Below are 23,145 nucleotides of genomic sequence, written 5' to 3' on the forward strand. Positions count from 1 at the left end.
CCACCGTTATATCAGGTGAACACTCCTTTCCACTTTATTTTCAAGTTATTTACATCATCAATATCCATACTCTATTTCAGCCAATACTGTTTTTCCCAGAAGGTCAGCATCTGGCCAATATTCTTTTCCTCTGCTTTTTCAAGGATCTTCTTTCCCCATGCAAGATCCTCCACCGCCATGCCGCTTGTGATGAATATGATCTTGTCATCCTGATGCTCTCTGGCCGGACTCTTTCCAATCACAACATCTCCCAGGTTCTTTACCTTGCTTCCCTGGAATTTTCCCTGATATGCCGCATCAATAACAGGAGCTGACGGAGCCCAGGATAAGATCTCGTCCCTGATTCCCTCTCTTGGATAATCCATTTCATGGAGAAATGCCTCATGCAGTTTCCAGTTATCTGCATAAATCTGGCAGTCTTTAATCCAGTCATCTGTGGTAAAATCTGCAGCACCTGTCAGACACAGCAGTGCCCCCTTCTTTAACAGGTTGGTATCAATTGCGGGTAGTACTTCACCGGATGCTGCAATATGTACAATATCCATATCCTTTACCGCATCTTCCAGGGTGTTTACTATAACGGGTTCCAGTCCAAGCTCCTCTTTGGCATAGGTTGCGAAGCGTTCTGAGGCAGACATGAAAACATCATAGATATATACCTTTTTTATTGACTTCACAGCTGTCTTAACCCCTAATAAAGCTGTCTTTCCCACCATTCCGGCTCCAATGATTCCAACCGTTTCCGCTCCCTCTCTGGCTAAAAATTTTGCCCCGATCCCCGGAACCGCGCCGGTCCTCATCTGACTCAGCAAATTGCCCGACATAAAGGCAAGAGGCTTAATATTGTCAGGATCATTAAGTATAATAGAGTGGATGGATCTTGGAAGACCAATATTCCTGTTGGCAATATTGGAACCATACCATTTTTCACCGCAAATGTGGTAATCTCCGCCAAGGTACGCAACCATTGCCATGAACCTTCTGTCAGGGCCGGCCTCCGGCATTCTGGGGCCCTTCTTTTTTGCCGGGAACCAAATCAAATGCCCATGGTCATTCTCACTTGGTCCTCCCATCAGATAGTCCCCTTCTGCCAGCAGGGCAAAGGCATCCTGCACCGCATTAAGACAGCCTTCCATATCCAGAACACCTGCCTCAATCATGTCCGGCTCCGACATAAATCTTACACGTACACTCTGATCCATAACAAATCCTCCTTATAATATTGATTGTGTTTTCAAATCCTTTATGTATTTTTATTATAAGGGTAATGGGTTGGGATTTCTCAGCATTTTTTGTGCAAAAAATGCTTTTTATTGATAATATATCTAATTTTATATGCTATTTATACATATTTTATCAATTCTCCGCAATTTTTATTGTTAAGATTTTACTATTTTAAATATTATTTTTGCTTGTTTTAGGGCGGATTTTCCACGGATTCATTCTCGAACGGTAGCTTTGAACGGTCATTGAGTCAAGAAAAATCTTGCGCATCCGGAAAGGACTTGTGAATAGGAAAACCGCTGTTATTGATTAACAATCAAATGTTATTCAATAACAGCGGCTTATTGATTAATTTTTATGTATCTTTTCTGCTGTTTTGCGAAACTGAAGCGCGTACTGTTTTGGTGAAATGCCCACATGTTTTTTAAACGTTCTGATAAAATGTCCATAATCATAAAATCCCGACTGCTCACACACCTGAAAAACCGGCTGGTTGTTTTTAAGAAGCTCACATGCCTGATAGATCCTTCGGGAAATAATATACTGGTTTACAGTGACACCACAGTATTCTTTAAAAATGCGGCTCAGGGAAAATTTATTTATAAAAAACTTTTCACTCAATAGGTCCAAATTCAAATCCATGGTTATATTTTCAGTAATATAATCCATGATATTTTTTGCTAAAATGCCGTACTCATCATTATAGATCTGAATCTCATCCGAATTGCTCTCATGCTTCACCTTCTCCAGATAAAACAGCAATTCAGATAAAACAAGCTTCCGGTAAACACTTGCACCATAAAAATCATGGTTTAAACACTCGCTTTCCCGATCTAATAACTTTTCAAAAATGGTTATATCCTTTTCCCTCAATTTAATATGGCAGGCCGGAAACTCACTAGATTGAAACAACTCCAACAGATTAAATCCCTCATAGCAGTTGATTTCCTTTAATATCTGAGGGTCTATATGAACTGTATAACGCTCAAACCAGGCCTCGTCCGGCACAACTGTCATATGGGGTACATACGGCTTGATCGCAAAAACAGACCCCTTGGGCACATGAAAGATCGTATTTTCAATAATAAATTTAAGATTATACGACAATGTAAAATGTAATTCATAGTGACTGTGAAAATGTGGAAACTCCATTACATTAAAGCTGTTTATATTGTGGATCACACGTATATCCTCTGAAATTGACTGGTAATATTTCTCCTCCATAACCTTCCTCCCGTCATGCATCGGTTGCTCCATGCCATATGATGAAACTATGATGTCTGTTACCATTTTCCCATCCCTCCAAATAGCAGATGGAAAAAGCCCCTGTTATATAGTTTAAACGACATCACTATAGATGGCAATCAATATTTTATGGGGTGATCATGGATCACAAATACAACCAAAAACAAAACATTTGACATATAGTGTCCGCTGCAATATCAGCTATTACCATATATCAAATGTTTTTAGGTTTTCTTTAATTTGGATATGATTATGATCTGGTTTCAAGATCATGGTCCAGTGGACACTGTTTCTTCGATTCCATTAGGGATAAGGCCGGAATCGGTGTTTGGTACCACCACGACAGTCATATCCGTCCCAAATTCTTTGTCACCGCCAGGCCCAATTTTGCTGCCGGTACCGGGAACAATCCCGGCATCCACACCCGAACCAGGGGTTATATCCGGCCCGGATTCCATACCCGAACCTATGCCAGGTTCGATTGAAGGCTGGGAATTTGATTGTGGGGTCCCATTTTCCACTGACTCATTCCCCGCCTCATTTCCTGCCCCATCTACTGCCCCATTCTCTGCCTCATTCTCTGCCTCATTACTAGTCTCATTCCCCAGTCCCTTCCCAGTCTCATCCCCCTGTCCCTTCCCTGTCCCTTCCCCTGTCTGCATCTGAACGTCCTGGGCTGTCGGCATATCCGCCGATGTGGGCTTTGTGTCTTCTTTTTGGCCGGATGGGGATGTTTTTCCGGAGGATATATTGGTTGTCTTTTCCTCCTCTGTCCCTTCCATGTGATAGCAGAGCACCGGGATCCCGGCTTCAATGTTCTCAAATATGGTTTTTGCAACAGCCGGAGGAAGATTGATACAGCCGTGGGATCCATTTTTCTTATAGATCGTCCCCCCAAAGCTGGAACGCCAGTAACCGTCATGCATTCCTATATTCCCGTTAAACGGCATCCAATATGTGACCGGCGTATTGTAATTCTTTCCTCTCAAAACTGCATTTCTCTGCTTATAGGTCAAATCGTAAGCGCCTGCCGGAGTGCTCCATCCCTTTGCCTCATTACCGGAGACAAAATCAGATTCGACCAGCAGCCTTCCGTCTTTATAATAGTATAAATGCTGGGCTGTAAGATTCATTTCCACATAAGTGGTTCCGTAATCAGGGCCGTCATGGCTGGCCGCTGTCTGAAGATACACTGGCTCCCGCTCCCGGCTTTTGCCGGACAGGATGATTGCTGTCAATTCATCTGTTTCCTTCTGTTGGTCGATCATCCAGCCATAATGCCCTTTTGTAATGGCCACCGTGGGACCATAGGCGGTCTTAAGTTCCTTTGCTTTATAGGCTGTATTGTACTTCTTTGCCAGCCCCTGGACATATGCCTCTGCCTTTGACCTGTCTATCACCACTGTTCCGTTTCCGTCATCGGACAGCCACCACATAATGGCAGTTCCATCCAACACCTCGCTGCGGCTTCCAAACCGGTAGGTCACAACCGTATCCGCATATGGTTTCCAGCGCTCCAGCCTGGATTTAAGATCCGGATCATGTTCCAGGATTTCCGGGCTTTTATAAACGCCTGCCTGTTCCAGTGAGATCCGTTGCTGTAAACCGGCAACTGCTTTTTCTGTCTCTTCCAAAAGCAGCTGAGGATCCGGACAATTTCCATATTCCTCCGGAATGATCTGAAGTCCCTCTCCGCTGACATAGGCCAAGTGTGCGTCCTCCGGTTCCCTGGTCTGCTCCGGCTTCAGGCATGCCAGACTAAGAACCTCCTGTTCAAACTTCCCTTTATCAAAGGAAACCATATAATCCTGCCCGTACTCCTCCCCCTTAATGCATCGGATTCCCCATAACAGTGGATTCTGATATTCCAGTATTGTCTCCAGGCATCCGTCAAAGACCGGTGCAAGACCAATGTCCCTGCCCAGGATACGCTCCTCTTTTCCGTCCCTCTCCTCCACCACCAGTTCATAGCCGCTGATACCTTCGGTGATCTTTGACTTGACCTCCTCCAGATCCATCCCTGATACAGAGATCCCCCCTATCACGGTATTAGGAAGAAACACTTTGTTATATTTCAGGCTGAATAGCAAATAAACAACCACTGCTGCAATCACTAAAACCTGTATCATACGTCTGATGCATCTCTGCCGCTTTCTACTGCGGCGTTTCCGTTTCCCAGATGTGTATGGTTTCCGCTCTCCGCCCACGCTCTGTTTTCCCCGTCTTGGGCTGCCCTGGCCCTTAGCCGCGCTCCTGGATCTTTCCAACCGTTCATTCATGTTGCTGATATCCCTCTCTATTATAAACTGACGCTTTTCTGCTGCATTTTCATAGCAATATTGTAGCATTAACTTTGTATTGCGAGAACCGGAGAATTGTATGGCGTATAATTTCGGTCAGCAAGCAAAGAGGGACCGGCGCATGGCGCACGGTCCTTCTTTGGTATGATCATTCAAATTATCAGCGGGATATTGGTCTCGGCTTTACATCGGATACGAATTTACGGGCCTCCCGTTCCTCCTGCTCCATGATCCGCCTCCAGGCATCCGAAAACTCTTCCAGCCTGTTTTCGCACAGCAATGTGCTTATCTCCTTTGCGAATCCTGTATATCTCGCCTGAATGTTTTGGTTTCTGATCCGATACAGCATCACCGGGTATCCCCAGGTCAGCAGTCTTTGCAGCTTATGATAGCATTCACGTACGGTTGCCAGAGGGCAATACTGATCAATCCATTTAAAATACGCTTCAAAACATAGATGCACTCTTTTTTCCTGAATGAGTTGGGTAAATTTTCCGGTCAGGCGCTTCAGCTCCTCCGCCGTACATTCCTTAATGGTATACATTGTAATATCACGTATCGTCAGCGCAAAAATCTGAAGGCTTTCCAGATATAGGCTCATTCCTTCCAGGATACCGGGCATCCCGAAATTCAGTTTGGCTGTTCTCATAACCACCAGGGTTCCCTTTCCATGGAATGACTGGGTAACTCCCATTTGTGACAAAAGTTCCAGGGTGCGCCGTACCGTGGCCACGGATACATGATACTTTTGGGCAATCTGGGGCAGGGAGGGAAGATAGGTGCCAATCTGATATTCCCCTTTTACCACTTCCCAGATGAGATGGCCTGCAAGGGAATATTTGATCTGAGGCCTGCGGCGGTAAATATTCCACTGAAAGGGAATCCTGCTGCTGCCAATTAAATATTTAGTTCCTTCCTCCCTGATAAAGCGGGACAGGTCATCCATCAATTCTTTGTATGAGCCAAAAAAGATCTCCCTCAATAGCTCAATGATCTCATGATTGGACATCCCCGTGTTCATCGGTTCCTGGTTTTCCAGCCGATTATCCGTAAGATATGGGAAACGCAGATAGCGGATTTCTTCCCAAAACAGGTTCAGGATCAGCTTATTATTCAGCGTTCCCAAAGTCAGGCTGTAAAGTTCCACCAATACTGATATGACCCCCAGTGAGGGAAAGGCAAGGGCATTCCGTATCTTATCCCAGTCCTGCTGCGTCCCTTTCCTAAGTCCCTCCAGCCACAATGGCCCCATAAGCAGCGGGGCCGATTGGATCATATCTTTGATCCCTTCTTCACGGAGGGCAAAATACTTTGCTGCATGTTCCTTTACATCGCCTGATTTGGCCGCATATGTAACCACCGCTGTCTGATTGCCGGTCATTTTTATATGGCCCTTTCGCACCAGCAGTTCCAGGGCCGAATGAACGGCGGCAGGACTCATATGGAAAAACCGCCCTGTCTCCGGGATAGACGGCAGGCATTCGCCGCATTTATATACCGCAAAAAGGATTCTGGATTCAAAATATTCGTAAATCACACGGTATAGCCCGTCATCTGTATACATATCGTTTCACCGGGCCGGCATTTTCATGTCATTTGGCCAGCATTATCATGACCGGACCAATCCTATGCGGCGCGTTCCCTTCTTTTGCAGTTGTTTTAATGTATTGTAAATTCTTGTTTTTATTTTTGCACGATTATATTATACAACGCGCTTTGATCTCCCAAAATAAAGATAAGTCGATAGGTCCCGTCCTGTGCATTTTGAGGAACAGCAATTGTAACAGAAGCATTATCCTCTGTCATTTGATTCTCTCCCGGGTCGATTTTTGTATTGCCCTTTATCTCCCAGCCTTCAACTCCAATATATGTACCGTTTTCTTTTTTCCTGACCTCAACCTGAATCTTTGTGGGCTGTTCCACGTATTCCATTAAATATGATACCGTAAATGGGATAACTGTTCCCGGTGCAGCCACACGTCCCTCTTTTTCGTCTGCTTCCACACTAAGGTTATATACGGGATCAGCCTTTACTTCATAGGATACCCCGGTACTGCTGATAAGGCTTTTACCGGCATTTATACCTACTGCGAAAAGTTGAGCCTCCATACGATTGCCTTCCAAAGATAAACCCGTTGTATGGGTCGTATCCATAATAACCGTTTGGTCCTGGTTTTCATTCAGGATCAGGTACACATTTCCATTAATTGGATAGTAGTTTTTGTCTCCGTAAATAAATACGGTCCCCTTGGGGAACTCTTTCCCCGCCTGCGATGAGAGCACCACTGCGGTTTTGTCTGATAGACGTGCATCCTGCTGTACGGAAACGGATATGCTTATGCTGTGTTCTCCTCTGGAAAAACCGCCCTGGCTGCCCAGTGTTATTGCAGCCATTGAATTATTGACTGTAAAATCCCCTCCTTTGGAGTCAGCTCCCGTGTCATTGCGCAGTCTGAGACTATATTCATCCGGTTTCAGGCCGCTTGTTCCGTCAAATGATACTATGACTGTAATGGTTTTAGAGGCAACGTTTTCTGTGAATTTATTGCTCTCCCACATCTGTGTAAAATGATTCAGCGGGATTTTCCCGTCCTGTTCCGTTCCCATTACAGTATAGAGATAGCATTGGCTTCCGCTCAGAAGTGTAAGCTTTGTACCGGCCGGCAGCTCATGTTTTGATCCATCTCCATTCTGCAGCTCCAGCCACACGCCGGAAGCGCCAATGACAGAATCCTGATTTTGAAGGGTAAAGGCCGCTGTAACAGAACTCTCCCGGGATATCACCACCGGTCCGGTATCCATCATGCCATTATATTGTTTTCCTGGCGCCATCCCGATAGCCGAAACAATGGATTCCTTCCAATGTATATTCAGTGTGACAGGCACCTGATTTCCATCCCCGTCCGTCAGGGTCAAAATAATCTCATCCGTGTCCTTAGGCGTAAAATCACCATTATTGTATAGCACAAAATCCATTGGCGCCTCATACCGGCTGTCCGTGGTGCCGAGAAAGACCGCGCCCAATGATTTGTCATATGTGTACAGATCATATGGTTCACTCATCAGATTTGCAGTATTCCACCCCTGGCTCTGAACAGGCTGCAATGTAATTGCCACATCATAACCTTCCAGATCAGCTTTCACTGCTTTTAAGGCAATCCCGCTTTCAGGTACCTTTATTCCGGCCAGGCTCAGGCTTCTGCTGGAATCCGCCGGGATCACCATTCTTCCCGTATAGCTTCCGCTCTCTGTTGCATAGAGATCAACGGTCTGTTCTGACAGCGCACTTGCTCTGGTGACGATCTCCACATTCAAGGTTACCACTTCCATCAGGTTGTTTCCCGCATAGCGTTCCACCACCACGGTCACAGTTCCCAGGTTCTGGCTTACCCGGATGCCGTCATTGTAATAGGTCAGATTAAATTCAATTTTGGGGATACCTGTACTATCCTGGACCGGCGCCGTGTAATCCCAATCCTTTCCAATAACAGAGTTACTGCCGTTCTTAAGCGCCGTTTTATCGGAAATGACTCTGGACATCACATCCCCGTCTCCCAGCTCCTGCCGCATCATCAACCCAAAAGTGGTTGCCGGTGTGTTTTGTATCCTCTCTTTTTCCTGTGTTTCATCAATATCCACACCTGATGTAATCCATGTCCCTGTCTCCTGGTCCAGCCCTGCATCCACCAAAGCCAGTTTATCCGACAGCGTAATCTCACTGATAACATATCTGGAATCCTGCGCATCATCTATGGGAGGAAGCTCGATGGTACCTTCTGCAACAGCAAATCCATCCTCGCCCTGACCCGCATCCCCCAAATTCCGGGCAGTCAGAACCACATGGCGTGTAGCGCTGGCATTTTCCCCGGCCACTTTCCAGTAGCGGTACAATGTTCCTATATTGGTGTACCCCAGTTCCATATCTTCTCCGGGCACTACAAACCCTCCATCCGCTGGATTCAGGTCTGAGGTCTTTACTCTGGCAAATGCATATGCCTCTGCCGTATCTCCCGCGATCATATAAAAATATCCTGTAACAGCACCGTATTCCTCAGAGCCGTCCTGGGCTGTGCTGGAAATACGAAATACCGTTCCTGTGGCAAGGACCACTGTATTGGGAATATCCGCAAGGGTATCTTTAGTCACCGCATGATCCTCAGTTTGATCCATACTTTTCAGGTTTGCCACCCCATTGGATGCTGAATCCAATACCAATGTGCTTCCATCTTCTAAAACCAGGCTGTTCCCTAGTTTACCCAGGTTCTCGAAATTCCCCTTGTCTCCAATCCTGTTTAATGAATAAAGGGCCGTCTGGTTGGAATTGGCAACATCCGACTGGCCGGCCAGCCGGACATGGGACTGGATCAGACGTACCTGGTCTGCTCTTTGTATTGACGTGACTGCGCCGCTAACCTGCTCCGGCTGACCCGTGTCAGGGGCAGCCGTGCCAAAATGATCCAGCGTTACCAGACGCACGTCACCTGCATCACAGGATGCACCGCTGCCAAACACGCCTCCCCCTATCTCCATCTTTCCGGCACCGGCCCCATTAAAGCCATATCCGGTTCCGTCAATATAAATATGGGAAAAACCGTTCACTGTTATAGTGTCATAGTCCAGATCAGCGCCGTCACCTCCGTAATCTCCTCCCGCATAGACCGAACCTCCCACAACCAGGTCAGATGCACCCAAAACCGGCTTTTCGTCTGCATGGGATTTATAATAATTACATTTATCAACGGCCCCTGATCCAATGTGGACATGAGTGGATCCATTGACAATCCCCTGAAATCCTCCGCCAAAGACCTTTCCTGTAACCGTACCGCCTGTCAGATTCACAAACACAAGACCGGCTGCGGAAGTCTCGTCCTGGACTCCGCTTTTGCCGTCATTACTCAGTTCGCTTCCTCCATAGATATTTCCCCGCACCCATCCGCCTTCCATATTAACGGTGGAGCCTCCGTAAACAAAGCGGTCATCTGTCTTTCCCAGAGCCCCTCCATATATGGAGCCGTTTACCGTCCCGTTGGTCATATGTACAGCAGTCCTCCCATATGTGAGTCCTTCCTCCCCGCCTCCGTAAACATTTCCTTTGACGGTTCCCCCATTGATCATTACTTTTGTTGAACCCCGGACCTGGGCTGTCTTTCCTCCCCCGTAGATATAGCCTTCCACAACTCCGTCCTTTATTTCAACCGTTACTTTGGTATCCTCACATACACGGGCACATGTTTCATACCCTGTCTTGCTGACGCCTTGGCCTCCGCCGTAGATATTGCCCCGGATCGTGCCTCCGCACACCGTGATATTGGCTTCCCCATTGAGATATGCGTTTTCCTTGCCGTACTCTTTGTCAATATAGCCTTTACCGCTTGCATATATACTGCCTGTTATAACAGCGTCATTGTCTATGGTAATGTTCGCTTGTCCGGTTAAGCTTCCAAACTCAGATGCCGGGGTACCGTTTTCTTCATTGCCGCCGCTCACCTCCGAATCTCCGCCTATGCCTGCGGCATATATATTTCCCACAGTCCCCCCTGATACCTCTATATTTACCACTGACGGCTCTCCGCCGCTTACCACATATGCGGCGGAACCGGAACCATAGATGTTTGCGACATTTCCTCCCGTTACATGAATATCCAGTTTTCCCTGATAGGTTGGAATCCCTGTGTTCCTTCCCGAACCAGCACCATAGACATCCGTAACAGACCCGCCTGAAATATTTATCATTGTATTACCGCTATAGGGAGCTTTCACTTTATCGTAACCCTGGCATCCGCCGATCAGTTTTACTACTGTTCCTCCTTTAATATTGACGCTCACATTTCCATTCTTAATTTCCCCGCTGGCGCTTCCGGCTACGATACTGCTGACAACTGCGGTTCCGTCCACTGTGATAACCGCCTCGTTATCATTTGCGTCAACTGACGTTTTACTCCGTATATACCCGATGATCCTGTTAATCCGGCCACTGCGGACTTCAATTCTGCCCGGTTTGACTGTCAAAGTCCCGTCTTTTGATGCTCCGTACAAATACAATCCGTTACATGTAACATCATCTCCAATGAGTATACTATATCCATTGCCGTATATATGGCCCATGTCCCCCAAGGTCAGTGACTCAAAAGCGATATCTCCATATAGATAGAAGTCACTTGTTGCTGTTGCTGTGGTGCTGAAAAATTCAGTATTCTTTGTGATTCCTTTAATGGTCACAGGAACCGGAACATCCTTTAAAAAATGGGACACAGCGTCATAGTCATAATTTTGGAGTAAAATAATCTGGTTGTTATCCGCAGTTCCGCCCTCATCAGCGGGCTTTAATTTTGCAGCAGCCGCCTCAATTGTTTTAACCGGGGCACTCTCTATGCCTGGATTACTGTCGTTTCCATTGGTCTGGTCCACATAGACTGTTTCAAGCACAGCCACACCGTTTGCAGGTTCCGAGTACAGTGTATCAGGATTCTCTGCTCCAAAAGTCCTGGCCAGCTGAAGGAGCGTCACCGCACAGCGGAACCGCTTTGTGATATCTCCCGCTTCTACCAGACGCTCATATACAGGAGAGTCCGCGCCGGTGATGTCTTCCCATCCCCCATCCTCCCGGATATCCCCATCCTGTTCAGAACATTGCCACTGATACAAAAAGGCATATCCGTCCAGGCTTTTTACAGCTTCTTCTGTATCCTTATTGATCAAGGTGTAGACCGCGCGCTCCCCTTCCCGGTCCGCCTTAACACCCAGTTGGCATGTTCCAATGGCCTTCCATGCGGAATACAGGCTTAGATAAACGTCCTCTCCCACATCCATATACGCTCCGGGCGCCAATGCTTCCTCCGGTCCTGTCCCCGGCGCCAAGGTCCACCCGGCAAACTCTGTGGAAAAAAGGGCATTATCATCCCATGGGGACGTTATTTCTTCCGGGCATTCCGGCAGACAGATCTGACCTTCACGGGCCGGAAGTTCCATTTCCGCCACATCATCCAGGGCCACTGTAATATAACTGTCCGCCATCATATAACCGGCACATTCCGCTGCTTCAATAAATGTATCATTATCCGGAGAGCAGATGACCATACCGGTCTGTCCCTCATAGAAAATTGTTTCCGGATTCTCTATCTTCTGCTGTGAAATATATTCAATGTCATAATCCGGATCTTTATCCTTATGGGTATTGGAATCCTTTTTGGTGTTACTCCCTTTATCTTCCTTTCCTGCCTCAATCCCGGAAGGAAAATCCTGGGTTTGGCCATCCTCCTTGTCAGGGTTACCCGTATCAGGATTCACCGTATCATCTTCTGATGTCCCTGTTATATCCCCGGCCGTGGAATTGGTTTCATTGCCAGAACTGTCGTCCTTGGATGAGCCATTATCCTGCTCCTTGCCGCTGCTGTTCTGGGAAGAATCATCTCCCGGTAAATCCGGGGCGGTATCGGATGAGCCGGAGTTGTCTTCAGAATTATCTTCGGTGTTGTCTTCTGAGTTATCTTCAGAATTATCTCCGGAATTGTCTTTAGAATTGTCTTCGGAATTATCTCCACCAGTGTCTGAATTACCCTTGCCGGTATCGGTGTTTTCCCCGGAGTTGTCCGGAGTACCATCACTTGTACCGGCGTTTTCTCCGGCAGCGTCTGAACTGCCGCCATTTGTATCAACATTCTCTATGCCGCTGTCTGATTTTCCTTCAGAGGAATCGCCTCCCCCTGAAGTATCTGGATTTTCTTCCGCCATTCCCTCCCCCACACGGGGAACCTGATAATTTTCTATCCTGGCAGTGACTGAAAACAGCTTCTCCGGCTCTGTCTGGTCCGGCTCTGTCTGGTCCCGCTCTGTCTGGTCCGGTTCTTCCTGCCCTGTTTTCTCCTGGTCCGGCTCCTCTTTCCGGGTTTCTGCTTTCTTTGATTCCTCTTTTTTAGTTTCACCTTTCGTGGTCTGGTCTGTTTCTTCCTGATCCGGCTTATCCGCTGCGATCCGGTCCGGTTCTTCCTGATCCGGCTTATCCGCTGCGGTCTGGTCCGGTTCTTCCTGATCCGGCTTATCCGCTGCGGTCTGGTCCGGTTCTTCCTGGTCCGGTTCCTTATTCGTGGTTTGATCCAGTTCTTCCTTCGCTGAAGGGTCTGACTCTTTCTGGTCCGGCTGGTCCTTTTCCTCTGCCTGAGATGGGGTGGCCGGTTGGACAGGTTCACATTCTTCCGGCTCTGCCTTTTTCCATTCTGTGATCTCTCCTCCCTCAAATTCATTGCGGATCACAGTAAATCCCGGTGCCCGGTCCAGGCTTTCTCCTGAAAACGCATAATCACCGATCCCCACAATGCTTTCAGGAAGTATCAGCTCTCCCTGCAGTCCACCTAATCCATAGAATAAATAATCGCCGATATAGGTGATCCCATCCTCAATGACCAATGCATGGATTTCATCCGCATATTCCGAAAAGGGGGCGGTATCTCCGGTAAAATCTCTTGTATCACCATATCCTCTAACGGTCAGCACGCCGTCTTTCAGGACTGCCTTCACATCACCGCCAATGTCAAAGGATTTTTTATTTCCTTCTGTCGCATATGCCAGCATGGACCCAAAGTTCAGATTGCTCAATATAAGGCATAAAGCAAGACACAACGCCAGCATACGCTGCCCATCGTATCTTTGCCTCCTCAATTGATGTTTCCGGCTTTTCCTATCCATCTCATTCCCTCCGCTGCAAAAAAATGACTGTTATACTTATTTGGCCACGGACATCACCCGTCCGTTCTGCTTAGATCAATGGCATCTGCAAATGAACCCTGACCCGACAATATTATATCGTCCTCTGATTTCAGCAATACCAATGAATAGATTCCATATCCGGGCGAACGAAACGTACATTGATCATCTTTATAATCCTTAATACGGATGTCAGCTTCATCCGGTATCACACCTGACGGCAATGTGATCCTTATATCTTTTTCACCATCCCCGCAGACCATGGTCAGCACCGCTGCAATATGGCCGGCCTCATCCTCCACCATATACTGGTTACCCAGCTGCCTTTTAAATACGCCTGTAAGCGTCTTTTTATAAGGCGATTCTGATTCTGCAACTACCTTTATTTCTTCTAATTCCAATGGTCCCCCACTGTTTTCAGGTTTGGTTGTGGGCGTAACCACAAGCGGCACAGGAGTCTTTTCACCTGCATTCATTGTCCCGCTTATCACGGCAGTATCGCCGTTAACAGTGCCTCCTGTCACACTCACTCTATACGTAATATCCGCGGATGTTACTCGCTGTGAATCCGCAAAATTACAGAGCTGGATTGTTAAGGATTCCGCCATAGGATCAATAAAATATACAGCCAGGCCTTCGTCTTCATTTAACAGGTCACTGGCAAAGTAAAATGTCTGTGCCTCTACAACACCGCTTTGACTCTCCTCTTTCATATAACGTGCAGCCGCTATTCCTGCCAGAAACAGAAGGAGCATAAAAGCAATGGCCAATATCAGAACCGTTCTTTTCCCATTTCTGCCCATTTTCCTCATCTCAGACGCCTCCTATTGCTGCTCAACCGGAATGGTCTGTTCCGAGCTGACCGTCAGTGTCACCAAATCAATCTCATCCGCATATTCAGTGCCCGTCTGTTCCTCCGGCCATGTAACAGCCAGCGTATATGTATGAATAACAGAAACAGAATGGGGCAGATAACCGCCCTTTACAACCGCCATTCCGTTATTTAAAGTTAATTTTCCATTTTCTCCGGTCTCCGCAAATGTTCCGCCATGATCGGGGCTGCTGATCTCAGGGGTGAGCGCAAATTCCAAAGGAAGATTGCCGGTGGTCTCCACCCCGATGGAATAGTCCTGCCCAACTTCACTTATCACTCCATCTTCCATGTTCGTAACTGAAAATATGTAATCCTTCGTTTTACCGGGGCGCAGCCCGTTTACATGAATATCAATGGCAGTGCTGCTGTTGCCCCAGGCTGCCACAGAAGCGGCGGCCGTTCCATCCGCCTGTGCCGTAAACCGCGCATAGGACAGAGACCAGGCAGATATGCCTGCTGCGGCAAGCAGCAAACCATATCCCACAATTCTGGATTTTGTCAAATGTTTTCTCATTCTGATAGATCCCCTCCTGGCCCCTTAACCATCCTGACCACATCCGCCCCCCAAATAAGCCATATGGCAAGCATCATGATCAACATCATTCCTGCTGGATTTTTCAAAAATAGTACAGCCTTCCCAACCATAGGAATCACAACAGCCACCCTTCCTATGATATGATTTTCAGAAAGCAGTTCCTTGTCCGGAACATTATTGGCATCCCCTTTTGTCACAAATCCTTCCTGTGCCTTTTCCAAAATCCGATGAGTGACTGACAAGCCTCCGCTGTCAAACACAACAATGTCTCCCACCCTGTATTCCTTCTCACGATGAACAATGACCAGATCACCGATTGACATTGACGGCTCCATACTGCCGGAAAGAATGACTGCCCGGGACCACCCAAACAGCTCAGGCCGTATAAAGAAGCAAAGGTTCAGCAGTACTGCTATAACCAATGAGGCCAAAACCGCTGTGCGTAAACATTTTCCCATGCATCCCATTCAGACATCTCCTTTCCCGCCCTCAGATTAAGGTGCTTCCTGCTGGGCTGATATTTTAAGCCTGACCCTATAAGACTCACCTGCTTCGCCCGCCGCCGTGTCGATCCCATCATTTCCGCTCTCATACGGCCACTTCCACTCCAGAACATAGGAATGGCTCTCACCTGCACCCAGGCGCAGGGTATCACTTTTTACAGCGCTGCCTTTCTGCGTATCCCACCAGCCGGTAAGGGGCTTTTTGTCCCCTTCGGTTACGATCCGGAAACGCATGGGAATATGAATACTTCCTTCCTGAATTGACAGGTTACATGTAACATTAAAATCATTTTTATTTTCCAGTTTAAAAGGATAGCTGCCCTCCACCCCGGGCAAAAGAGTCTGATCATCTCCGGCCGGACCGGAAAACAATTGGATTTCCTGGCCCTGTGTCCAGCTCACATAAAAATTCGGGATCGGTCCTTCATCTTCATGATCACCGGTGTTTCCGCTGTTTCCGCCATCTCCGTTGGTGTCCCCGCTGTTTCCGCCGCCGCTGCCCCCGTTGGTATCTCCGTTACTTCCGCTGCTTCCTCCGTTGGTATTTCCGTTATTTCCACCACCGCTGTCTCCGCTGGTATTTCCGTTATTTCCACCACTGCTGTCTCCGCTCGCCGCTCCGTTACTTCCGCCGCCGCCATTCATTTCCCCATTGTTTCCTTCGCCGTGTTCTTCCCTTTTTTCCGGCTTTTCCCCGTTTCCATCTGCATCATATATGCTTCCTGATATGCTTTCATCCGGATCCCCTTGTGCATTTGTACCTGATCCAATGGGAGACACCTGATTATCCCCGGATATAACAACGCCGCCTGCTCCCGGCTGCCCGCGCTGTCCGTCCGGGGTCAGGATTTCTGTGCCACTATTATTTCTCTCTATGACCGTTCCGCCCGGCAGTATGATGTTCCCGTTTTCCATTATCCTGGTCCCATCGGGCAGTGATTGATCCTGATCCGGATAAACCACTTCATTTTCAGGGGTCAGAAGAGCAATGCCCAAAGGACCTTCGCTTGCCGGCGCAATCACAGTTCCGTCTGCGCTGACCACCGCACCTCCGGGTGTTACAAGGGTCCCCTCCCTTCTATGCGCTTCTCCTGTGGGGGTCACTATACGGCCCTCCTCTGTCAGGTAGGTCAGTTTCTCCGGATCAATATACAATGTGCTGTTCTCTTCATCCAGCTCAATCACCACTTCCAGCATCCTGACATCCACGGCAACTTCTATGGTGTACTTCCCGCTTTCCTTCAGGCTTACATTGACTCCCGAATCCGCCTGAGCCGCAAAAAGGTCAATGCTCCGCTCTCCCAAGACATTGCCTGCCGGGTCTAAAATCCGGACCTGATGTTCTCCGCCTTCCACATGGAAAAATGAAAAACCTCCAGCCGCATCCGTAACCGTTTCCCTGGGCTCACTGTGGAGCTGGACCCGCCCCCGTGCATAGGGCCGGCCATTGGTATAATTGATCTTTCCGGTCAAATGGAATATCTGCTGTATTGCAGACTCTCCTTCGGTTCCGTCAGGCGTGAGGAGTATCGTATCAATCCTCTGACCGGATGATCCCGGAAATGCAGACCTGCCAAGAATATATCCAGCCGCACAGGATGACAAAAGCATAAGCAGAAATAACAGCAGTACGGGGATCCATTTATGATCCCCTGCCTTCTTTTCAGGAACAAAACTGTTCGGATGTTTTTTGATCATAATCCCTCTCCTCTGCCGGCAGACACGGCTGATATTCGGTCTAAGAGAAAAAACGCGGCGGCTTGCCACGTTCTTTCTCTTAGGCTGAATGCGCTAAGACACCCTGCCTCCGGCACAGGGAGGCGGGGGTGGTTAAGCTGTTGTGGATGTCGGTTCCACCTGGGTTCCGGTAGCTTTAATATCCAGTGTCCAGGACTTACCGGCATAGTCATTATCGTTACGTGCCGCGCCATAATCCCATTCCCAGTTAACGGTAATGGTCTTTTTCATGGCGTCAGCTCCATCTGCATAATTAATTGTTCCGGTTATGTCGCCCCCCAGATTATATGTTGTATCACCTACATTGAATATCAGATCATCCGGCAGGTCCACATCTGATGCCGCAGTAATCGTCACACTATAATCAATACCAACCTCACTGCCTGACCCGTCTAGCACAATATCAAATGATCCTTTTGTCCCTGGAGCAAGTACTGTATCTTTGATGGTGTCCCCCTCATAAGCGGTTCTTCCCATATCGATTCCGGTGAATTCGGTTCCGTTTCCAGCTGCCTCAAAATTCCAGGCCGCCACCGTTGCCGTTGCCGTCCCTTCTACCTCGGTTACAAACTTTGCCAATGTCCCTCCTGTCAGACAGGTTGTCATCAGAGTCAATACCAAGGCTAATGCACCAAGACGCGCTACATAAGATTTTTCTTTCATATGTATTGTCCTCTCTTTCATTTCAAACTGGGAACCATGTATGACCGCCCAGACACGGCTCCCATGTGTCTGAGGCACTGCACCCAGGTATTACTCCTGGCTTATATAACAGCTTTTATCACACTGTGCCTGTGATATTCAGCCGGTGCATTCGTTTTTCACTTACAATCCAGGCTCTTTTTCTTCCTGTCCCATCTTCTCCCTGGCCCTGTAGCTGTACAATTCCGCCTCCAGATCAGCCCTATGCTTAGCCTCTTTCCTGTCAAGCTCCCTTCTTCTCCAGATGTCCCACAGGATAAACAGGCAAAGAGGGCATATCATAAACAAGATCATTCCTGTTGTGGACTGCATAAACATGATCCCATTGCCCAGTCCTGTAATCTTTCCTCCCCGCCAGATTCCCTGCACCTGGTCCGCTCTCACAGCTTTCCGGTCTGCCGTGTTGTTCCCATCGCCCTGTGTAATGTACCGCACCTGACCGTCTTCCCCCTCCCGGACCGCCACAATCCTATGGGTGATGGCCTGGCCGGAGTCCAGATAACAGATCACGTCCCCTGTTTGAAGCAGGTCCGGATCTGTTTTATGTAAAAATATCATATCCCCTGTCAGAATCTCCGGCTCCATGGAACCGGATAGGACAATGGCCGGTTTTACTCCAAATACCCCCGGCATCTCGCCCGGCTTTGTGTAGGTACTGATGATCAATGTCAGGTTTATAACGATCACAGGAATAAAGATCATACACAATATCCCGCCTATCACAGACCCAATTGAACATTTCTTTTGTTTGCTCATTTCTATTCCTCCTTTGGGGAGATGTTTTGCTGCATCTTCTGCCGGATTCGGAATACCTCCCGGCAAAACTCTATATAATCCATGTCAGTCTCTTGTGTATCCCGTCTTTCCCATTCCGGATCAGCCCCATTTGTAAATACATTGACAACAAACTGGTTTTTATCATGCTTCATTTTCCTCTGTACCTCCCGAACGCTCAGCTCATCCGCCCCACGGTCCCGAATCCTTGGATTTACATACTCAGATTAGACAAACAGGCAAAATAAAAAGCCGATGCTGCATGCGTCAGCCGGCTTACTAAATCCTGCAGCTGGCTGACATCCCTGTTAAAAGGGGAAATCCCTGTAGCTTTGCGTCACTAGCTTTCGCTAGTTTTGCTGATCGATCATTTATATTATGGGGTATTTCTAAAGGAAGCATCTCATATGAGAGATTACATAATATACATTATGTAATAGAATTCCGACTGAAAGCATAGCAACACTTTCGTGGGGAACATTCGCCATATCCAAATTCAACTCTGCTCATGTGTTTTGGAAAAAATAGTGAAAAGTAAGAGGCCGGAATCCGGAAAAGTATTGAAAAAAACAGGTTTTAGATGCATAATAAAAACAGGATTAGGAAAACACATTTATTGGCCATTACATAATGTATATTATGTTCTGGTCTTTTTATATTAGAAGGCACATCCTTGATAAAACACGGGCATGTTCTTCTTCACTGGTAAATGTATAGATCCTGGTATACTCAATATTGGAATGTCCTAATATATCGGCCAGATGCACGATATCCTTCTGCATCCGGTAATATGTGACTGCAAACAGGTGGCGCAGATTGTGGGGAAAGACTTTTTCAGGGCTGACTCTTGCGGTTTTGCACAATGCTTTCATTTCCGCCCATACATTGCACCGGTTGACCGGAGTCCCATTTTTAGTAATAAAAACAGGCCCTGAATGGATCTCATTCTGGCGGCAGTATTGGATCAGGCTTTTTTTCAGCTTCTTTGGCAAAAAGACCGCCCGCTCCTTGCCTTTGTTGTAAATGGTAACATTTCCCCTTTCCAATGCCTCCCTTGTGATAAACCGGTGTTCACTGACCCGGATGCCGGTACTGCAGATTGCCTGGATCATCAGGAACAAACGGCTGCTGGATTTCGCCTTTGCCGCCAGAGCCAGCCTGTTGTACTCTTCTTTTGTCAGTTCCTTGTCCTTTTTGCGGAACGGGCTTCTCTGTATTTTAAACAGCTTTACCTGGCAGTCCTTTTTTTGGATAAAATCCAAAAAACGGTTCACTGACACCAGCATACTGTTGGCGCTGGTGGTCTTGTATCCCTCTATGATCGCCTGTTTATAGCCGATCACCACCTCTTTTGAGATTTCCCCACCGTCAGGCAGCCATGAAAGAAACGCCCGCACATCTCTTCCGTATTTCTCAATGGTTGCACCGGAGCGCTCTTCCTCCAATAAATAATTTCTAAACCGGTATAGCTTATCCTCTAATTCACCATGGATTTTCATGGATTGCTTCCTCCTGTCATCAATCGGCATCAACTGGTATATATACATTAAAATGTATGTCTTTTACTATCCTAACACAGACAGATACCGCGGGGAAGGTAGGGGTATTTTACAATTTTTAACTTTTTCATGATACTTCTATGACAGTAATGGTGAGTGTGGAAAGGTGCGCAAAAAAGCTGAACACTCGGATGTTTACGAAGTGTTCAGCTAATATCATTTTTATTCAGATATGCATATGTATCTGTTGGGGCATTGTCAGGGTTATCCCATATGCCTGTGCGACAAAATTGGAAACAATCGCCATGTACATGGCTGCACCGGCCATATTGATGGTGTTGCCCAGGGGCACCAGAAAGCTGCTGACTTCCGGTGTCAATCCCAATTTCTCGGAAGCCCGCATATTAGACGGAAGCACTGCCATATTTGAAGTGGTACTAAAAACAATGAGCAGCGGTTCCTGCATCGCGTCCAGAAATTGTTTAGGTGTAATCTTGCAGATAAAAAACAGCATTGGGGCATAAACTACCAATATAAATACAATAATGCATCCATATACAGGATCATTTTTCCAAGGGGCGGAAGGCTATCCAATATAGATTGCTAAAGCGCTTTACCAATCAATGCTTACATTGCTAACCTTCTTCGTCTCTCTGCCCTGAAATGCTGTGTTTCATGCTTCACAGTTCTTACCGTTATGCTTTTCTTTGAGAAGCTGTTCTTTTTTCATCAATCCCTGCTCATATTTCCGGATTTTGAGATTCAATGTGTCCAAAGACCTCTGCATGTCGGCCATGCGCTCCTCAAGGCGCCTGCGCTGCTCGATCAGGATCCCCTTTCTTGCGTCAATGGTTTCATCCCCCTGTTTAAACAGGGCCACGTATTCGATCAGGGCTTCAATCTCCACACCGGCCTTACGCATACATTTCATCAATTCGATCCATCCGCAGGACTCTTCATCATAGTCCCGGATTCCCCCGGAAGTCCGGGGTACTCTGGGAATCAGGCCGATCCGCTCATAATACCGCAATGTGTCAGCCGTTATATCATACTTTTTACAAACCTCTGCTATGGTCATGGCATACTCCTTACAGGCACATGGTCAGTATCTTTCTGATATCCTCACGGTTCAAAGGTTTATATCCCTGAAGGATCCCTCCGCCGCAGGCTTTTTCAGCCATAATATCAAAATTGCTGTCATCAATGCCGATCTCAGTCAATGTGGAGGCTAAGCCCAGCTTGCCAAACAGGAAGTCCGCTGTCATCTCAATACTCTTTTCGGCTACCTCCATTTCCGGAAGGGATGGGTCAATGCCAAACACATTCACACCGTATTGATAGAACCGGTGGGCCGTAGTCACATCCAGGACATATCTCATCCAGCGGGGTGTTACAATCGCCAGTCCAAGTCCATGGGTGATGTCATAGATAGCAGACAGCTCATGTTCAATAGGATGGCAGGTCCACTCACAGTTCTGCAATGCTCCGGCAAATCCATTGATCGCCCATGAACTGGTCCACATCAGGTTTGCCCTGGCCTCATAATGATCCGGCTGTTCCATTGCAATGGGCGCATACTTCATCACTGTTTTGATCATACCTTCCATAAAGCAGTCCAGCATATACATGCTGCCGCCTTCCGGAACAAAATAGATTTCCAGCAAATGAGACAATATATCGGAGGAGCCGCAGGCTGTCTGATACTTGCTCACAGAATAGGTCTCCGTGGGGTCTAAGAAGGATACCTTTGGCTGCATGGGCGGGAACATGCGGCCGATCTTGTCTTTTGTTTCCGGATTGCTGATCACACCGCCGGAATCCATCTCAGAACCGGTTGCCGCCAAGGTGAGCACGGTTACAATAGGAAGGCATTGTTCCACCGGCACCTTATCCAGGAGAATGTCCCATCCATCCCCGTCATAATAAGCTGCAGCACCAATGTACTTGGTACAGTCAAGGACTGATCCCCCGCCCACTGCCAAAAGCACGTCTATCTTTTCTTTTTTACAGATATCCGCACCTGCATTTACGGAGGATACCCTTGGATTGGGATCAATGCCGGAAAGCTCAAACACTTCCATTCCGGCTGCTTTTAACTGTGCCATCACACGGTCATAGAGACCGCTTTTCTTAATGGAACCGCCGCCGTAGCACAACAGGGCCTTCTTTCCCAAAGCAGATACTTCTTTGCCCAGATTATCCAACTGGTCCGGGCCAAAGTATACTCTTGTAGGGATGTCATAAACAAATGAATTCATATAGATCACCTTTCCTTTCCAAAAACATATTTTATGGTAATTTTTCATATTCCCGGTCAGTAACCGGTTCACACCATTCATTACCTGTATTGGTTCCCGGCACCTCCACTGCAATATGGCTGAACCAGGAGTCGGCTTTTGCACCATGCCAGTGTTTTACCTCTGCCGGAATTGTGATCACCGTCCCCGGCTCCAGGCTGACCGCATCCTTTCCCTCCTCCTGGTACCAGCCGCTTCCCGCCGTGCACACCAGAATCTGGCCGCCGCCCTCATCTGCGTGGTGTATGTGCCAGTTATTCCGGCAGCCCGGCTCAAAGGTCACATTTGCCAGAAACACAGATGACTCTCCCGGTTTTGTCAGCGGGTTCAAATACGAGTTTCCTGTAAAATAGCGGGCAAACCCAGTATTAGGCGTTCCGATGCCAAACATGTTGACTTGTTCAAATTCCTCTTTTTCCTGAATTTCCATGGATCTACCTCCTTGTGATATGGTCATTATAAGTGTTGGAGTCAACTCCAAGTCAAGAGGTTTTTTAAATTTTTTCCTAAAATGTAATATTAACTTCTTGTTTCACCAACTAAATTCGTGATTGACGATTTCAGTCTTACACAGAATGTGATATGATTCTCTTGGTAAGTGGATTCCTCCAGTCAAGGAGGATTATTAATGCCTAAGAAAAAAGAATATGATCACAAACAATGATATAGACCAGGGCGTTTTTACTGCATTCAATCAACCATATAAAAACGTTAACGTTAAATGGGTCAGCTGGGAAACGCAGCAAAAGCAGCCA

The 23,145-nt window shown here is 47.3% G+C and carries 17 protein-coding genes and 1 riboswitch; all 17 genes read right to left on the reverse strand.

Annotation, left to right across the window (positions count from 1 at the left end; translation table 11 throughout):
• Positions 1-71: 71 nt before the first annotated feature.
• The 17 genes from HMPREF9469_RS03515 to HMPREF9469_RS03590 all read right to left on the reverse strand — a co-directional run bounded on the left by HMPREF9469_RS03515 (position 72) and on the right by HMPREF9469_RS03590 (position 22,820).
• Positions 72-1,202: a tyramine oxidase subunit B gene (locus tag HMPREF9469_RS03515; RefSeq protein ID WP_007859201.1), complete on the reverse strand. Its 1,131-nt coding sequence runs from the start codon at positions 1,200-1,202 to the stop codon at positions 72-74.
• A gap of 370 nt (positions 1,203-1,572) precedes the next feature.
• Positions 1,573-2,448, reverse strand: coding sequence for an AraC family transcriptional regulator (locus tag HMPREF9469_RS30505; protein ID WP_166459972.1), 876 nt, complete (start codon positions 2,446-2,448; stop codon positions 1,573-1,575).
• Positions 2,449-2,738: 290 nt separating this feature from the next.
• Entirely contained in the window at positions 2,739-4,748 is a 2,010-nt protein-coding gene (locus tag HMPREF9469_RS03525) for a L,D-transpeptidase family protein (protein WP_007859205.1), read from the reverse strand.
• Between the two features lie 181 nt (positions 4,749-4,929).
• A complete protein-coding gene (locus HMPREF9469_RS03530) occupies positions 4,930-6,333 on the reverse strand; it encodes a GntR family transcriptional regulator (RefSeq protein WP_007859207.1) in 1,404 nt (467 codons plus the stop codon).
• Between the two features lie 119 nt (positions 6,334-6,452).
• On the reverse strand, positions 6,453-13,451 hold the full coding sequence (locus HMPREF9469_RS03535; RefSeq protein ID WP_007859209.1) for a hypothetical protein: 6,999 nt from the start codon (positions 13,449-13,451) through the stop codon (positions 6,453-6,455).
• Between the two features lie 53 nt (positions 13,452-13,504).
• Positions 13,505-14,281 (reverse strand): hypothetical protein, encoded by a 777-nt coding sequence (locus tag HMPREF9469_RS03540; protein WP_007859212.1) that lies wholly within the window; start codon positions 14,279-14,281, stop codon positions 13,505-13,507.
• A 12-nt stretch (positions 14,282-14,293) separates the two neighbouring features.
• Entirely contained in the window at positions 14,294-14,857 is a 564-nt protein-coding gene (locus tag HMPREF9469_RS03545; RefSeq protein WP_007859214.1) for a hypothetical protein, read from the reverse strand.
• Positions 14,854-15,345: a signal peptidase I gene (locus HMPREF9469_RS03550; RefSeq protein WP_007859217.1), complete on the reverse strand. Its 492-nt coding sequence runs from the start codon at positions 15,343-15,345 to the stop codon at positions 14,854-14,856. The genes HMPREF9469_RS03545 and HMPREF9469_RS03550 overlap by 4 nt, the downstream gene beginning before the upstream one ends.
• 27 nt (positions 15,346-15,372) lie before the next feature.
• Positions 15,373-17,079: a carboxypeptidase-like regulatory domain-containing protein gene (locus HMPREF9469_RS03555; RefSeq protein ID WP_007859219.1), complete on the reverse strand. Its 1,707-nt coding sequence runs from the start codon at positions 17,077-17,079 to the stop codon at positions 15,373-15,375.
• Between the two features lie 132 nt (positions 17,080-17,211).
• Positions 17,212-17,781: a hypothetical protein gene (locus HMPREF9469_RS03560; protein ID WP_007859221.1), complete on the reverse strand. Its 570-nt coding sequence runs from the start codon at positions 17,779-17,781 to the stop codon at positions 17,212-17,214.
• 162 nt (positions 17,782-17,943) lie between these two features.
• Positions 17,944-18,576 (reverse strand): signal peptidase I, encoded by a 633-nt coding sequence (locus tag HMPREF9469_RS03565; RefSeq protein WP_007859222.1) that lies wholly within the window; start codon positions 18,574-18,576, stop codon positions 17,944-17,946.
• 2 nt (positions 18,577-18,578) lie between these two features.
• Entirely contained in the window at positions 18,579-18,749 is a 171-nt protein-coding gene (locus HMPREF9469_RS32320) for a hypothetical protein (RefSeq protein ID WP_007859224.1), read from the reverse strand.
• 129 nt (positions 18,750-18,878) lie between these two features.
• Positions 18,879-18,965, reverse strand: a riboswitch (cyclic di-GMP riboswitch).
• A 282-nt stretch (positions 18,966-19,247) separates the two neighbouring features.
• Positions 19,248-20,093, reverse strand: coding sequence for a tyrosine-type recombinase/integrase (locus HMPREF9469_RS03570; RefSeq protein ID WP_007859229.1), 846 nt, complete (start codon positions 20,091-20,093; stop codon positions 19,248-19,250).
• Between the two features lie 226 nt (positions 20,094-20,319).
• A complete protein-coding gene (locus tag HMPREF9469_RS03575) occupies positions 20,320-20,640 on the reverse strand; it encodes a dicarboxylate/amino acid:cation symporter (protein ID WP_227162089.1) in 321 nt (106 codons plus the stop codon).
• 126 nt (positions 20,641-20,766) lie between these two features.
• Positions 20,767-21,171 (reverse strand): MerR family transcriptional regulator, encoded by a 405-nt coding sequence (locus HMPREF9469_RS03580; RefSeq protein WP_007859232.1) that lies wholly within the window; start codon positions 21,169-21,171, stop codon positions 20,767-20,769.
• Between the two features lie 10 nt (positions 21,172-21,181).
• Entirely contained in the window at positions 21,182-22,351 is a 1,170-nt protein-coding gene (locus HMPREF9469_RS03585) for an iron-containing alcohol dehydrogenase (RefSeq protein WP_007859234.1), read from the reverse strand.
• Between the two features lie 31 nt (positions 22,352-22,382).
• The gene (locus HMPREF9469_RS03590) at positions 22,383-22,820 is read right to left on the reverse strand and encodes a cupin domain-containing protein (protein ID WP_007859236.1); all 438 of its coding nucleotides are present in this window, start codon (positions 22,818-22,820) and stop codon (positions 22,383-22,385) included.
• Positions 22,821-23,145: the final 325 nt, after the last annotated feature.

This window comes from [Clostridium] citroniae WAL-17108, from assembly GCF_000233455.1.
GTDB lineage: Bacteria > Bacillota > Clostridia > Lachnospirales > Lachnospiraceae > Enterocloster > Enterocloster citroniae.

Coding starts and splice junctions, on each gene's coding strand:
- HMPREF9469_RS03515 (WP_007859201.1), bottom strand. CDS start 1,202: ATGGATCAGAGTGTACGTGTAAGATTTATGTCGGAGCCGGACATGATT.
- HMPREF9469_RS30505 (WP_166459972.1), bottom strand. CDS start 2,448: ATGGAGGAGAAATATTACCAGTCAATTTCAGAGGATATACGTGTGATC.
- HMPREF9469_RS03525 (WP_007859205.1), bottom strand. CDS start 4,748: ATGAATGAACGGTTGGAAAGATCCAGGAGCGCGGCTAAGGGCCAGGGC.
- HMPREF9469_RS03530 (WP_007859207.1), bottom strand. CDS start 6,333: ATGTATACAGATGACGGGCTATACCGTGTGATTTACGAATATTTTGAA.
- HMPREF9469_RS03535 (WP_007859209.1), bottom strand. CDS start 13,451: ATGGATAGGAAAAGCCGGAAACATCAATTGAGGAGGCAAAGATACGAT.
- HMPREF9469_RS03540 (WP_007859212.1), bottom strand. CDS start 14,281: ATGAGGAAAATGGGCAGAAATGGGAAAAGAACGGTTCTGATATTGGCC.
- HMPREF9469_RS03545 (WP_007859214.1), bottom strand. CDS start 14,857: ATGAGAAAACATTTGACAAAATCCAGAATTGTGGGATATGGTTTGCTG.
- HMPREF9469_RS03550 (WP_007859217.1), bottom strand. CDS start 15,345: ATGGGATGCATGGGAAAATGTTTACGCACAGCGGTTTTGGCCTCATTG.
- HMPREF9469_RS03555 (WP_007859219.1), bottom strand. CDS start 17,079: ATGATCAAAAAACATCCGAACAGTTTTGTTCCTGAAAAGAAGGCAGGG.
- HMPREF9469_RS03560 (WP_007859221.1), bottom strand. CDS start 17,781: ATGAAAGAAAAATCTTATGTAGCGCGTCTTGGTGCATTAGCCTTGGTA.
- HMPREF9469_RS03565 (WP_007859222.1), bottom strand. CDS start 18,576: ATGAGCAAACAAAAGAAATGTTCAATTGGGTCTGTGATAGGCGGGATA.
- HMPREF9469_RS32320 (WP_007859224.1), bottom strand. CDS start 18,749: ATGAAGCATGATAAAAACCAGTTTGTTGTCAATGTATTTACAAATGGG.
- HMPREF9469_RS03570 (WP_007859229.1), bottom strand. CDS start 20,093: ATGAAAATCCATGGTGAATTAGAGGATAAGCTATACCGGTTTAGAAAT.
- HMPREF9469_RS03580 (WP_007859232.1), bottom strand. CDS start 21,171: ATGACCATAGCAGAGGTTTGTAAAAAGTATGATATAACGGCTGACACA.
- HMPREF9469_RS03585 (WP_007859234.1), bottom strand. CDS start 22,351: ATGAATTCATTTGTTTATGACATCCCTACAAGAGTATACTTTGGCCCG.
- HMPREF9469_RS03590 (WP_007859236.1), bottom strand. CDS start 22,820: ATGGAAATTCAGGAAAAAGAGGAATTTGAACAAGTCAACATGTTTGGC.